Annotated in this window: 14 protein-coding genes, 1 tRNA gene and 1 pseudogene; 10 read left to right on the top strand and 6 right to left on the bottom strand. The window is 65.8% G+C overall.

Annotated features, from left to right (window positions below):
- Positions 1 to 23 precede the first annotated feature (23 nt).
- The 7 genes from ACZBJS_RS17410 (at position 24) to ACZBJS_RS17440 (ending at position 5,400) form a co-directional block, all read left to right on the top strand.
- Positions 24 to 971, top strand: a complete 948-nt coding sequence (locus tag ACZBJS_RS17410) for a LysR family transcriptional regulator (RefSeq protein WP_463438930.1) — start codon at positions 24 to 26, stop codon at positions 969 to 971.
- A gap of 93 nt (positions 972 to 1,064) precedes the next feature.
- On the top strand, positions 1,065 to 1,754 hold the full coding sequence (locus tag ACZBJS_RS17415) for an RNA polymerase sigma factor (protein ID WP_076832431.1): 690 nt from the start codon (positions 1,065 to 1,067) through the stop codon (positions 1,752 to 1,754).
- 95 nt (positions 1,755 to 1,849) lie between these two features.
- A complete protein-coding gene (locus ACZBJS_RS17420) occupies positions 1,850 to 2,371 on the top strand; it encodes a DUF4142 domain-containing protein (RefSeq protein WP_316398680.1) in 522 nt (173 codons plus the stop codon).
- Positions 2,372 to 2,382: 11 nt separating this feature from the next.
- Positions 2,383 to 2,703, top strand: a complete 321-nt coding sequence (locus ACZBJS_RS17425) for a cupredoxin domain-containing protein (protein ID WP_199805199.1) — start codon at positions 2,383 to 2,385, stop codon at positions 2,701 to 2,703.
- 94 nt (positions 2,704 to 2,797) lie between these two features.
- Entirely contained in the window at positions 2,798 to 3,160 is a 363-nt protein-coding gene (locus tag ACZBJS_RS17430) for a nuclear transport factor 2 family protein (protein WP_028339048.1), read from the top strand.
- Positions 3,161 to 3,323: 163 nt separating this feature from the next.
- Positions 3,324 to 4,121 carry a helix-turn-helix transcriptional regulator gene (locus ACZBJS_RS17435; RefSeq protein WP_316398681.1) on the top strand — a complete coding sequence of 266 codons (798 nt, stop codon included), beginning with the start codon at positions 3,324 to 3,326 and terminating at the stop codon, positions 4,119 to 4,121.
- 109 nt (positions 4,122 to 4,230) lie between these two features.
- Positions 4,231 to 5,400 carry a cytochrome P450 gene (locus ACZBJS_RS17440; RefSeq protein WP_316398682.1) on the top strand — a complete coding sequence of 390 codons (1,170 nt, stop codon included), beginning with the start codon at positions 4,231 to 4,233 and terminating at the stop codon, positions 5,398 to 5,400.
- 6 nt (positions 5,401 to 5,406) lie between these two features.
- Here ACZBJS_RS17440 and ACZBJS_RS17445 read toward each other — a convergent pair whose 3' ends face one another.
- Together ACZBJS_RS17445 and ACZBJS_RS17450 are read right to left on the bottom strand one after the other, a co-directional pair.
- Positions 5,407 to 6,336, bottom strand: coding sequence for a dihydrodipicolinate synthase family protein (locus ACZBJS_RS17445; RefSeq protein ID WP_463438931.1), 930 nt, complete (start codon positions 6,334 to 6,336; stop codon positions 5,407 to 5,409).
- A 36-nt stretch (positions 6,337 to 6,372) separates the two neighbouring features.
- Positions 6,373 to 7,537: pseudogene (locus ACZBJS_RS17450) on the bottom strand (NADH:flavin oxidoreductase/NADH oxidase).
- A gap of 246 nt (positions 7,538 to 7,783) precedes the next feature.
- On the opposite strand from ACZBJS_RS17450, the gene ACZBJS_RS17455 reads away from it, so the two are divergent.
- Positions 7,784 to 8,803 carry an LLM class flavin-dependent oxidoreductase gene (locus tag ACZBJS_RS17455; RefSeq protein WP_057016030.1) on the top strand — a complete coding sequence of 340 codons (1,020 nt, stop codon included), beginning with the start codon at positions 7,784 to 7,786 and terminating at the stop codon, positions 8,801 to 8,803.
- Between the two features lie 354 nt (positions 8,804 to 9,157).
- On the opposite strand, the gene ACZBJS_RS17460 is transcribed toward ACZBJS_RS17455, so the two are convergent.
- The 4 genes from ACZBJS_RS17460 to ACZBJS_RS17475 form a co-directional block, all read right to left on the bottom strand.
- Positions 9,158 to 9,331, bottom strand: a complete 174-nt coding sequence (locus tag ACZBJS_RS17460) for a hypothetical protein (protein ID WP_194295406.1) — start codon at positions 9,329 to 9,331, stop codon at positions 9,158 to 9,160.
- Positions 9,332 to 9,372: 41 nt separating this feature from the next.
- On the bottom strand, positions 9,373 to 9,624 hold the full coding sequence (locus tag ACZBJS_RS17465; RefSeq protein ID WP_076832446.1) for a DUF3551 domain-containing protein: 252 nt from the start codon (positions 9,622 to 9,624) through the stop codon (positions 9,373 to 9,375).
- Between the two features lie 70 nt (positions 9,625 to 9,694).
- Positions 9,695 to 9,768: transfer RNA gene (locus ACZBJS_RS17470), tRNA-Gly, on the bottom strand.
- A 109-nt stretch (positions 9,769 to 9,877) separates the two neighbouring features.
- Positions 9,878 to 11,425, bottom strand: coding sequence for a glycosyltransferase family protein (locus ACZBJS_RS17475; RefSeq protein ID WP_316398684.1), 1,548 nt, complete (start codon positions 11,423 to 11,425; stop codon positions 9,878 to 9,880).
- A gap of 158 nt (positions 11,426 to 11,583) precedes the next feature.
- Between ACZBJS_RS17475 and ACZBJS_RS17480 the strand changes: the two genes are divergently transcribed.
- Positions 11,584 to 12,162, top strand: coding sequence for a methylated-DNA--[protein]-cysteine S-methyltransferase (locus ACZBJS_RS17480; protein ID WP_456853748.1), 579 nt, complete (start codon positions 11,584 to 11,586; stop codon positions 12,160 to 12,162).
- Positions 12,163 to 12,171: 9 nt separating this feature from the next.
- The gene (locus tag ACZBJS_RS17485; protein ID WP_168857619.1) at positions 12,172 to 13,011 is read left to right on the top strand and encodes a helix-turn-helix transcriptional regulator; all 840 of its coding nucleotides are present in this window, start codon (positions 12,172 to 12,174) and stop codon (positions 13,009 to 13,011) included.
- The last annotated feature ends 4 nt before the right edge of the window (positions 13,012 to 13,015 follow it).

Consider the following 13,015-nt stretch of genomic DNA (forward strand, 5'->3'; position numbering starts at 1 on the left):
TGCGGTCACCGGGATAATCCGATTTGGCTGGACACACTGTACCGGTGGATGGACAATCGGCCATGGAGTGGCGCGACTGGGAGCTGTTTTGCGAGGTTGTCGAGCATGGCGGCTTCACAGCGGCTGCGCGCGTGCTCGGCCATCCCAAATCGAGTCTCAGTGCTGCGGTGCAGCGTCTCGAAGCCAATCTCGGGCTGCGGCTGATCGAGCGCACCACCCGGCACCTGCGGCTGACCGATTCCGGCGAGACCATCTATCGCAAGGTGCGCCCGCTGTTCGCGGCGCTGCACGACACCCACAGCGAGGCGCTGGCGATGTCCAGCGCGGTTGCGGGCACGCTGCGCATCAAGGCGCCTTATGAATTCGGCGCGCATCATGCGGGGCCGGTCGCCTGCGCGGTGATGGGCCGCTATCCGGAACTCGCGATCAGGATCGATGTCGAGCATGACATCGTTAGTCCGATCGCCGAGAACTACGACATCGTATTTGCGATGCTGGAGGCACCGCTGCCGTCGGCCGGCATCGTGATCCGCCGCGTCTTCACGCTCGAGCGCGGCCTGTTCGCGGCACCCGCGCTGCTGGAGAAATTCGGCGAGCCGCGCACGCTGGATGATCTGAGAAAGCTGCCGCTGCTCACCGGCCCCAGCGATCCGCCATGGGCGATCACCGTTCCCGGCGGCGCGGTCGAGCATCTCGCGGTCGATCGCGCGCGCCTGACCAGCTCGAATGCCCATGTCCGGCTGCAGGCCGCGCTCGCCGGCCATGGCGTGCTGCGGGTCACCGCCAGCTATACCCGCGCCGTCGTCGCGGCCGGCGAGTTGCGGCGGCTGCTGCCCGACCATGCCTGCGAGCCGCTCAACGTGCATGCGCTGTTGCCGGCGCGGCAATTTGTCCCGGCGAAGGTGCGCTGCTTCCTCGATGCGATGGAGGCGCATGCGCGCGGGGATCCGGAGGCCTATATCAGGCCGTAGCGGTCTTTTTGGCCGATGACCATTTTCCCGGGAACCTGCACGGCCGGTCGGCATCCAATGATATTATTCCGCCAACAGTGAGGGCGACCCGCCATGCGCCAGGCCCATGTAACGTCCCTGCCGCCGACCAGCTCGGGCGATGCCGAGCTGGTGCAACGCGCGCTCGCCCGCGACGAGGCCGCGATCCGCGCCATCATGCAGGCGAATAATCGCCGGCTGTTCCGGCTGGCGCGCGGCATCCTGCGCAACGACCACGAGGCCGAGGACGTGGTTCAGGACGCCTATGTGCGCGCCTTTACCCATCTCGACCAGTTCCGCGGCGACTCCAGCCTGTCGACCTGGCTGTCGCGGATCGCGATGAACGAGGCGCTCGGCCGCCTGCGCCGCAGGCACAGCAGCGTCGAATGGTCCGATCTGCCGAAAGGCGCTCCTGAAGCCCAGATCATCCAGTTCCCCCTGTCGTCAACGGACGATCCGGAAAAATCCATGGCCCAGCGTGAGATCCAGCGCGTCGTCGAGCACGCGATCGACGAGCTGCCCGAGGCGTTCCGCCTCGTCTTCATCACCCGCGTGATCGAGGGCATGAATGTCGAGGAGACCGCTGAGATCCTCGGCCTCAAGCCGGAAACCGTGAAGACCCGCCTGCACCGCGCCCGCACCATGCTGCGCGACAATGTCGAGCGGAAGATCGGCCCCGTCGTCATGGAGGCCTTTCCCTTCGCGGGCAAGCGCTGCGAGCGATTGACCGAGGCGGTTCTGAAACGGCTGCGCGCCACGGCCTGAATTTTTCGGGAACCTCTGCTCGCCCGCACCATCCAACTCCTGTGCAAGCAACGACGCGCCGCGCGCTACGCCCGGCTCAACAGGAGTTTCAAACCATGTTCGTTCGATTGGGTATCGCGGTCGCCGCGCTCAGCCTCCTCAACTGCGCTGCGCTGGCGCAGGGCGCAAAGCCGACCGATCCGCAGATCGCGCACATCGCCTATACGGCCTGTGTGATCGACATCAATGCCGCCAAGCAGGCGGAAGAGAAGGCCTCCAACAAGGAGGTCAAGGCGTTCGCCAAGGACATGGCGCGCGACCACGAGGCGGTGAACAAGCAGGCGCTCGACCTCGTCAAGAAATTGAAGGTGACGCCGGAGGACAACGACACCAGCAAGGCGCTGTCGAAACAGGCGGCCGACAAGCTCGCCGAACTCGGCAAGCTGAAGGGCGCCGCCTATGACAAGGCCTATATCGACAACGAGGTCGCCTACCACAAGGCCGTCAACACCGCGCTGGAGACGCAGCTGATCCCCTCGGCCAGCAATCCCGAGCTGAAGGGCCTGCTGCAAACCGGCCTGAAGATCTTCCAGGGCCACCAGCAGCATGCCGAACATGTTGCGGCCGGCCTGAAGTAAGGAGGCGCGCGATGTTGCCAGGACGCTGTCTCGCAACGCTGGCTTTGCTCGCGCTCGGCGCGATGGCTGTCCCGGCGCATGCGGCGACCATCCAGATCGTGATGGAGAATCTGGTGATCTCCCCGGCCGAGGTGTCGGCCAAGGTCGGCGACACCATCGAATGGGTCAACAAGGACGTGCTGGCGCACACCGCCACCGCGAAGAACGGCGACTTCGACGTGACGATCGCGCCCAAGAAGACGGTCAAGTCGGTCCTGACCAAGGCCGGCACGGTCGACTATTACTGCCGCTACCATCCCAACATGAAGGCGGTGCTGACGATCGCACCATAGCCCGCGCGATGACCTCAGAGGTAATCGATCGGCGCACGCGAACCTTCGATAGTCCGGACCGCCGTACAGTCCGGCACTATCGAAGGAGAGCACCATGACCGACCATGCCACCATCGCCCGCCGCTATATCGATCTCTGGAACGAGCGGACGCCGAGCCGGCGCCGCGAGATGCTGAGCGAGAACTGGACCGCCGATGCGCGCTATATCGATCCGCTGATGAGCGGCGACGGCCATGAGGGCGTCGACGCACTGATCGCGGGCGTGCAGCAGAAGTTTCCGGACTTCCGCTTCAAGCTGATCGGGGAGCCGAACGGCTTCGGCGACCATGTCCGGTTCTCCTGGGGCCTTGGCCCTGACGGCGTCGACAGCCCGATCAAGGGCACCGACTTCGCCATGCTGAAGGACGGCCGGATCAGGAGCATCACCGGCTTCCTCGACCAGGTGCCGGGCGCCTGAGGCGCCGCTTCCACGCCGGCGATGTCGCTGCCAGAGCGTTTTCGAGCGAAGTGGATCCCGGTTCGCGCCAGGAAAACGCGTCAAAACAAAGAATCCAGAGCCCCGTTCCGATTCCTTCGGAACGGAAAAGGCTCTAGTCTTCCCGAAACACAGGGAGGACGCCATGAAGGCAGATTACGCCTTCGAGACTTCTGTCGTCAGCGACATCACGCCGGCGCTGCTGGCGATCGGCCGCGACAGCTTTCCGCAAGCCCTGATCGGCGCGCTGCGCCGCGTCGCCGGTGTCGGTCATTGCATGGTATTCTCGTTCACCGGCCCGCGGACCGCCGCGTGCCTGCTCGATGTCGGCAACATCCCGACCGGGCGCGACCTCGGGATCGCCTATTCCGAACATTTCCATCAGGCCGACCCGAATCGCGATGCGGTGTTCGAGGGACGGGCGCAGCCCGCACCGATCGTGCTGCCGACCTTCGCCCGCCGCATGTACAGCGACGGCTACCGCAAGATCTTCTTCGACGACTCCGACATCGTCGACAAGTTCGCGTCCGCGATCTGGACCGGCGACACCTGCTTCTATGTCAACTTCTACCAGATCACCGCGCAAGGCCGCTTCAGCCGCGAGCAGATCGCGCGCCTGGCCGCGGTCGCTCCGGCGTTGACGGCGGCCGTGGCGCGGCATTTCCAGCGCGACCCGGCACCGGATGTTGATCCGATCGAGCGGTTGAAGATCCTGTTTGCGACCGCCGAGCCGCTGGCAAGGCTGACCGGGCGTGAGCAGGAGGTCTGCCTGCGCATCCTCTCCGGCCTCAGCTCGGAAGCGATCGCCGCCGAGCTCGGCATCGGGCTGCACTCCGCCCTCACCTATCGCAAGCGCGCTTATGACAAGCTCGGCATCTCCTCGCAGAACGAGCTGTTCGCGATCGCGCTGCGCCTGATGGCGTCGGCGCGTCAGTTGAACTGAGCGCGCTCCAGGCGATGGTCTCCCGCTGTCCCCAGCGGTGGGGACAGACGGGCCGCGCCGCCCGGCCTATGCTCGGTCCGAAAACCCGAGGCCAAACCGAGATCACGTCGTGAGCACCGCGCCCCATTTCAATATCGACGTCCCCGCCTTCTGGCAGGATCCCTACCCGGCGCTGGCGCGTATGCGCAAGGAGGCGCCGATCGCCTTCGTGCCGCAACTCGGCAGCACGCTGCTGTGCAGCCGCGACGACATCTTCATCTCCGAGAAGCAGATCGACGTGTTCTCGTCGCACCAGCCCGAGGGGCTGATGAACAAGCTGATGGGCCACAACATGATGCGCAAGGACGGCGATGCGCACATGAACGAGCGCAAGGCGATCTTTCCGGCGATCTCGCCCAAAACCGTCAGATCGCACTGGACGGCGCAGTTCGAAGCCCACGCGACGCGCATCCTCGACGAACTGAAGCCGGACGGCTTGGTCGATTTCGTGCAGGCGTTCGCGCTGCCGTTCTCGGCCGAATGCCTGAAGTCGATCACCGGCCTCACCAACATGCGCTTCCAGGACATGAACGCGTGGTCGCAGGGTATGATCGACGGCATCGCCAATTATGTCGGCGATCCCGCGATCGAGGCGCGGTGCCATGCGGCGACCTCCGGGATCGATGCCGCGATCGACGACATGGCCCCCAGGCTGCGCAAGACGCCCGACCTCAGCCTGCTCGGCGTGATGCTGCAGACCGACATGCCGATGGAGAGCGTGCGCGCCAATATCAAGCTTGCGATCTCGGGCGGCCAGAACGAGCCGCGCGATGCGATCGCCGGCACGGTATGGGCGCTGCTGACTCATCCCGACCAGCTTGCGCTGGCGACGAGCGGCACGATCCCGTGGCTGCAGGTGTTCGAGGAATATGCGCGCTGGATCTCGCCGATCGGGATGTCGCCGCGGCGGATCGCAAAGCCCTGGACGATCAGGGACGTCGCATTCGAGACCAATGAGCGCGTGTTCCTGATGTTCGGCTCGGCGAACCGCGACGAGAAGCACTTCGACAAGCCCGACGCGTTCGATGTGCGCCGCGACGCCAGCAAGAGCATCGCGTTCGGTGCCGGTCCACATTTCTGCGCCGGCGCCTGGGCCTCGCGCGCCATGGTCGCCGACGTCGCGCTGCCCGCGATCTTCAAGCGGCTGAAGAATCTGTGCCTGATCGAGCACCAGCCGGCGCGGATCGGCGGCTGGGCGTTCCGCGGCCTGCTGGATTTGCCGGTGACGTGGGACGCATAGCCCCCGTTACCGTCCCCAGCGCAGCACGACCGGATCGAGTGTCCGCGCGATCTCGATCAGCCCCGCGCGCGTCGCCGGATGCAGCGGTTGCAGCGGGTGGCGCACTGCATCGGACTTGATGACGCCGCCCTCGCGCATCAGCACCTTGCAGGCCTGCAGCCCGCATTGCCGGTTCTCGTAATTGATCAGCGGCAGCCAGCGCGCATAGGCCCCGACCGCCTCGTCGCGCCGGCCGGCGAAGAACGGATCCATGATCTGGCGGATGCCGTCGGGATAGCCGCCGCCGGTCATCGCGCCGGTGGCGCCGGCATCGAGATCGGCCATCAGCGTGATCGCCTCCTCGCCGTCCCACGGCCCCTCGATCTCGGCGCCGCCCTTCTCGATCAGGCCGCGCAGCTTGTTCGCCGCCATCGGCACCTCGATCTTGAAGTACCTGATATTGGCGAGCTCCTTCGCCATCCGCGCCAGGAAATCGACCGAGAGCGGCGTGCCCGCGACCGGCGCGTCCTGGATCATGATCGGGATGTTGATGGCATCCGACACGATCCGATAAAACTCATAGATGGCTGGCTCGCCGACGCGGAAGGTCGCGCCGTGATAGGGCGGCATGATCATCACCATCGCAGCCCCGGCGGCTTCCGCCTCGCAGCTGCGCGCGGCGCAGACCGCCGAGGAGAAATGCGTGGTGGTGACGATGACGGGAATGCGGCCGGCGACATGCTCGAGCACCGTATGCATCACGGTCTCGCGCTCGGCGTCGGTCAGCACGAACTGCTCGGAGAAATTGGCGAGGATGCAGATGCCGTGGGAGCCGGCGTCGATCATGAAGTCGACGCAGCGCCGCTGGCCATCGAGGTCGAGATTGCCGTTGGCGTCGAAGATGGTCGGCGCCACGGGGAAGACGCCGCGATAGGGGCGCTTTGCGACTGATGTCATGATAACGACCTCCCAGGTTGTTGTCGGATTTTCTTGTCAGCTCTGGCGGAACGGCAGCGGCGGGCCATCGAGCCGGCGCAGGCCCGGCTCGCGGCGCTCAAGCCACCAACCATACTGCTTCGGCCAGGACGCGAACACCTCGCCGCCTGCACCGCCGAGCGCGAGCTCGGCGTGCAGCGGCCAGTTCGGATCGAACAGCGCCTCGCGGCCGATCGCGACCAGGTCGGCCTGGCCGTTGGCCAGGACATCTTCTGCCTGCTGCGGATGCAGGATGAGGCCGACCGCGATGGTCGCAATGTCGGCGGCGCGGCGGATCTCATCGGCATAGGGCACCTGAAAGCCGTAGCCGCGCGGAATCCGCGCCGCGGTCGCCGAGCCGAGCAGGCCGCCCGACGAGCAATCGATCAAATCGACACCGCGCGCCCTGGCTTCGCGGGCGAACGCGACCTGGTCCTCGAGCGTCAGGCCGCCGTCGATACCGTCGACCGAGGAAATCCGCACCGACAGCGGCCGCTCCGCCGGCCAGGCCGCGCGCACGGTCTCGATGATCTCGAGCGGATAGCGCATCCGCCCGGCGATCGCCGCCATAGGCATCGGTGCGGCGGTTCGACAATGGCGAGAGGAATTCATGCAGCAGATAGCCATGCGCGCAATGCACCTCGACGAATTCGAAGCCGGCCTCCACCGCGCGCAAGGTGGCGCGCCGCCATTGCTCACGCAGCGCGGCGAGTTCGGCCGCGTCGAGCGCGTGCGGCATCAGCCAGCCGTCTTCCATCGGGATCGCGCTCGGCGCCACCGTCCGCCACGGCAGATCGCCGCGGCCGCGGTCGGCCTCATCGAGGGCGGCATTGCCGTACCAGGGACGCTGCATGCTGGCCTTGCGGCCGGCATGCGCGAGCTGGATCGAGGGCACTGCGCCATTGTCCTTGAGGAAGGCGGCGATCCGTTCGAGCGGCGCGATCTGCTCGTCGTTCCAGATGCCGACGTCGCCATGGGTGATGCGGCCCTCCGCGGTCACCGCCGCAGCCTCGACCATCACGAGCCCGGCGCCGCCCTGGGCAAATTTACCAAGATGGACAAGGTGCCAGTCATTGGCCAAGCCGTCGGTTGCCGAATACTGGCACATCGGCGAGATCAGGATGCGGTTTCGGGAGGTCACGCCGCGAAGCGTGATCGGCTGAAACAGAAGCGGCTGCGACATCGGGACCTGCGGGACGGTGTTGGCGGGAGAAATCGTGGCGGAAAGCTAGGCGGCGCGCCCCGGGATCGCAAGTCATGCCGCGGCGCAGGCGGCAAGACCTGCACGCATGCAGCACTTGCGGAGCGGCGCGATCTGCAAAACCGGCAACATCTGCCGCAGAAAATTTCCCGGCTGGTAGACACTTTCGGTCATCCCCGGGTCACGTCACGGATCGCAATTCGTCGCGGACATCCCTACATTGTCGGCATGAAGAAAATCGGATTCCTTTCGTTCGGGCACTGGACGCCCTCGCCGCAGTCGCAGGCCCGCTCGGCCGCGGATGTGCTGCTGCAATCCATCGACCTTGCGGTCGCGGCCGAAGAGCTCGGCGCGGACGGCGCGTATTTTCGCGTCCATCACTTCGCGCGCCAACTGGCCTCGCCGTTCCCGCTGCTGGCGGCCGTTGGCGCCAGGACCAGCCGGATCGAAATCGGCACCGCCGTGATCGACATGCGCTACGAAAATCCGCTCTACATGATCGAGGACGCCGGCGCGGCCGACCTGATCGCGAGGGGACGCCTGCAACTCGGCATCAGCCGCGGCTCACCCGAGCAGGTGATCGATGGCTGGCGCTATTTCGGCTATCAGCCGGGCGAGGGCGAAACCGATGCCGACATGGGCCGGCGTCATGCCGAGATCTTCCTCGACATGCTGCGCGGCCAGGGATTTGCGCAGCCCAATCCACGGCCGATGTTTCCCAATCCTCCTGGCCTGCTGCGGCTCGAACCACTCTCGGAAGGCCTGCGCGAGCGCATCTGGTGGGGCGCCGGCTCGAACGCCACCGCGGTGTGGGCGGCGAAGCTCGGGATGAACCTGCAAAGCTCGACGCTGAAGAACGACGAGACCGGAGAGGCTTTCCACGTCCAGCAGGCCGCCCAGATCCGGGCCTATCGTGCCGCCTGGAAGGAAGCCGGGCACACGCGCGAGCCGCGGGTCTCGGTGAGCCGCAGCATCTTCGCGCTGGTCGACGATCGCGACCGCGCCTATTTCGGCAACGGCCAGGAGGAAGACCAGATCGGCTTCATCGACGAGAGGACGCGCGCAATCTTCGGCCGCGGCTACGCCGCCGAGCCGGACAGGCTGATCGAGCAGCTCAAGACGGATGAGGCGATCGCAGAGGCCGATACCTTGCTTCTGACCGTCCCCAATCAGCTCGGCGTCGATTACAACGCGCATGTGATCGAGACGATCTTGACCCAGATCGCGCCCGCTTTGGGCTGGCGCTGAATCTATCGCACAACGTCAGCGATACTCGCCCGGCGCGCAGCCTCGTCACATCGAGCAGGACCGGGATAAGGACCCGCGCCGGCCGTCTTCTAGGGGGCTGTTGAGAGGGAACGGCCAGGCGCGGGCTTGAACCGACCGTTCTCGCCGGAGGTCGGTCGGCTCTATTCGACCAATGCCGGAACCCGCGACATCGTTCCGGCGGAACTTCGTTCTCAAACGCGGAGAACTACGGAAACATAACTGCGCGTTGTGAGAAGAACAGGTCGAGTACGGTGCGTTAGGCGCGCACGTTGCGTGAACAGATCGCCGTAATATCCCGGGATAATAGCGAAGGCCGTCTGCGGATTCCTTGGGTCAGGAATCCCTGTCGCGATTGCGCCGGGTGAGATCGAGCCGATCGACGCGCTCGTCGATCCGCCGGTTCAGCTCCTCGTCTTCTCGCGTATTGCTGCCGCGACGGGCGCGAACCACCAATGCACAACATCCGAGCAGAACGATCGCGAAGAACGCGTAGTACCACCATGCCATGCACTGATCTCAAATGAACGCTCGCGATACCGCCGGAAAAGTCATCGTTCAGGCCGATGAGGACGCGCCGACCTTGGCGCATAATAAGGGTTCACCAGACAGGTCGCCGGCATGCCCACAGCGCTGGCCTGGCACTGATCTATCGACGTGAAGATGCAGTCCATGCGCTCGCCGACCAACTCGCCGTAAACATGCATGCAGACGGGATAGCGCGGATCATACATTTGCGCGGATGCCGGCCTCGTCATCCAAAGCGCGCCCAGCGCAAGCAGCAGCGCTCCAAGCAACCTCACGTCACGTCTCCTGCTGTCGCCAAATACATTGCCGTGCCGACAAACTGTCCCGCGACATTTGCCTGAAGGCTGGAGCGGGCGAAGGGAATCGAACCCTCGTATGCAGCTTGGGAAGCTGCCGTTCTACCATTGAACTACGCCCGCGATCTCAATGCTTGAGGTCGCACCTCACGGGTGCGACCCGGCCGGACCATAGCCCGGGCGGAGGCAGCGGATCAAGCGCGCATTGGAGCCGATCGCCGCACCGCCCCCGCTAATGGCCCATCCTCACGAGCACGTCATTGATGACAAAAGCCGCGGCGGCGGATGCGTCGCAGGTGCCGCTTCGTGCATAGATGCAGGCATCGGCGATGCCGACGCGGGCACAGCTTTGCCTTGAATAATTCGCCGGCAGATCACCGGCGGCCGCGGGCCGCGCGAGGATGCGATTGAAGGCCGGCCTGGTCGCCTGCAACAGCGGCGGCAGGATCAGCTCGGCGAGCGGATCGGCGGGCTCCAGCGCATAAAGCGGTACTGGGCCGACCAATCGTTCCCGCCCTGGCAACAGCTGGAAACGGACATTGTAAAGTGCGAGGCCGCACAGCTGCGGATCGCTGCGCAGTTCGGCGGCGAGCCGCGCCGCGCCGACACCGCGCGTCCAGTAGTCGCGCATCCCTTCGCTGGCGCCGGCGAGCGTCACCGAGAGCAAGGCCCAGCCGCCGGTGACGATCGGCAATGCCCAGCGGCGCCACCCGGGTTTTGCGCGCAGCCATTGCACCCAATCGGCCGATCCCAGCGCCGCGACGATGATGAACAGCGCCACCGACAGGAAGACGAAGCGGTATTCCTTGTGCGCGATCAGGCTGTGGAAGACGAGGTTGACCAGCGCCACGGCCAGCAACAGCGGCGCATGCCGCGCGCCGCGCCAGATCGCGGCGAGCGGCAACACGATCGCCGCCGACCACACGATCAGGAAGTTGACCAGATAGGCCGAAGGGGGCGTCACGCCGAACTCGGTCGCGCGATCGTGCAGCAGGTTTTCATTGATGTTGCCGATCAGCCAGGCGAACGGCACGGCGCCATGCGCAAGGTCGATCGCGGCGGAGAGCACCAGCGCGGCGAGACCGCCCGCGATCAGGGGAATCAGGTTTCGCCAACGCATCCAGCAGGCGCCGAGCGCAAGCACGGCGATGGCCGGCGCGTACTGAAAGCGGCAGATAAAGGCAAAAGCGAGCAACGCGCCGCCGATCGCCAGATGCCGCTGCGACGGACGGCCGGTCACCAGCAGCGCCGCCGGCACGACCAGCGCCGTCGCCAACGGCTCGCCCAATGTGTGCGGCGAGAGCAGGATCAACTCGAACCAGACTGCCGCAGCGAACGCCGCGACGATGGCATGGGTTCGCGAAATCCGTGCACCAAAGAACCAGGCGCTGACCACGATCGACAGTGACGCAGATGCGGCGACCAGGCGCGGCACCAGGAAAGCGCCCTCGCCGCCCGGCGCAATCAAGCCGCCCACCGCGACCGGCCCGGCCAGCAATGTCGGCAGGAACCAGCCGCGAATGCCTTCGCGCCACTCCCACGTCAAAATGCCGTCATGGCCGAGCATCCGCCACGCCGGCTCGAGATACTGAAAGATCTCGTCCGGATACATCACGTTGGGCCAGAGCGCGGCCGCAAGGCGCAGGACCAATGCCAGCAACAACAATGCGAACAGCGGATGAAGATGCCCGGCCGATGTCCCGGCCACAGCTTTGCCGCCGCGCGCGATATCCGCGCCGGTGCTGGTCATCGTTCCGCCGATCGTACCGTGGAGCAGCATGCTGACGACCAGATAGCGGGCAAAGCCTTTAAGATGCGTGACTGGTAATTGGCGGGGTCACACAGAACGGGCCGCGACATGGTTAGCTAAACGTCAAGATTCCGGATGCGCGCGCCGGCGACAATGTTAGGATCGCGCGCATGGGGGCTGGTGGCGTCATGACGGGGCGTGGGTATACCATTTTCGACACGGCGATCGGCCGATGCGGCATCGCGTGGGGCGAGCTCGGCGTGGCTGGCGTGCAGCTTCCCGAGCTGCGCGAGATCGAGACCCGCAAGCGGCTATTCAAGCTTTATCCTGACGCGCGCGAGATGCGGCCTCCCGAGGAGGTCGCTGTCGCGATCGAGGGCATCGCCGCGACCTTGCGCGGCGGCATTGGGGACCTTGCCGGCGTTGCGCTCGACATGAGCGGCATCCCGGCCTTCAACGCGCGCGTCTACCAGTTTGTCCGCACCATTCCCCGCGGCGAAACCCGGACCTATGACGAGGTGGCGAGCGCCTTGCGCGCGTCCGGCGCGGTCTATTCGGTGGCACAGGCGCTCGGCCGCAATCCCTTCATGGTCATGGTGCCCTGCCACCGCGTGCTCGAGGCGGGCAATTATGCCGACCGGATCTCGCCGAACGGCGGCAGCATCTCGAAACGGCGGCTGCTCTCGATCGAGGGCGCCCAGCCGACCACCAGCAAGACCCTTTTTGATGTGCTGCTGCCCGTTGCACGACTCCGGCCGCAAGCTTAAATCCGGGGTATGGTCCGAACCACGCTGCTGCAGCGCGATCGCATCACGGTGAACGAGTTCCGCTGCACGGCGGAACCCGGCGACAAGCCGTTCGCCGAGCAGTTCGCCTCCCACTCGGTGTCCTATGTGCGCAGCGGCAGCTTCGGCTGCCATTGCCGCGGCCGCTTCCATGAGCTGGTGGCAGGCTCGATCCTGGTCGGCCATCCCGGCGACGAATACACCTGCACGCACGACCACGTGGTCGGCGACGAATGCCTGTCGTTCTTCCTCGACCCGGTGCTGGTCGAGACCATCGGCGACCGCGCGGCGGTCTGGCAGGTCGGGTCGGTGCCGCCGCTGCCGGAACTGATGGTGATCGGCGAGCTCGCGCAAACGGCGGCAGCTGGCAACAGCGACGTCGGTCTCGACGAGATCGGCCACCTCCTCACCAGCCGCCTTGTCGAGCTGGTGTCCGACCGCAAGGCAAAGCCTCTCACCGCAGGCTTGCGCGATCGCCGCCGCGCCGTCGAGGCCGCGCTGTGGATCGACGCCAATTCACACCATCAGATCGACCTCGACGATACCGCGGAGCAGGTCGGCTTGAGCACCTTCCATTTCCTGCGGCTGTTTTCCGCCGTGCTCGGCGTGACCCCGCATCAATATCTCGTGCGCTCGCGGCTGCGCCATGCGGCGCGGCGGCTCGCGGATGACGACAGCCCGGTCACCGACATTGCCTATGACGTCGGCTTCGGCGACCTCTCCAATTTCGTGCGCAGCTTCCACCGCGCTGCGGGTGCCTCGCCGCTGAAGTTCCGCCGGGCCTCGCGCGGCGACCGCAAGATTTTCCAAGAACGTCTCGCGCTGCAATAGCTAG

This window comes from Bradyrhizobium sp. KZN70725 (assembly GCF_055264925.1).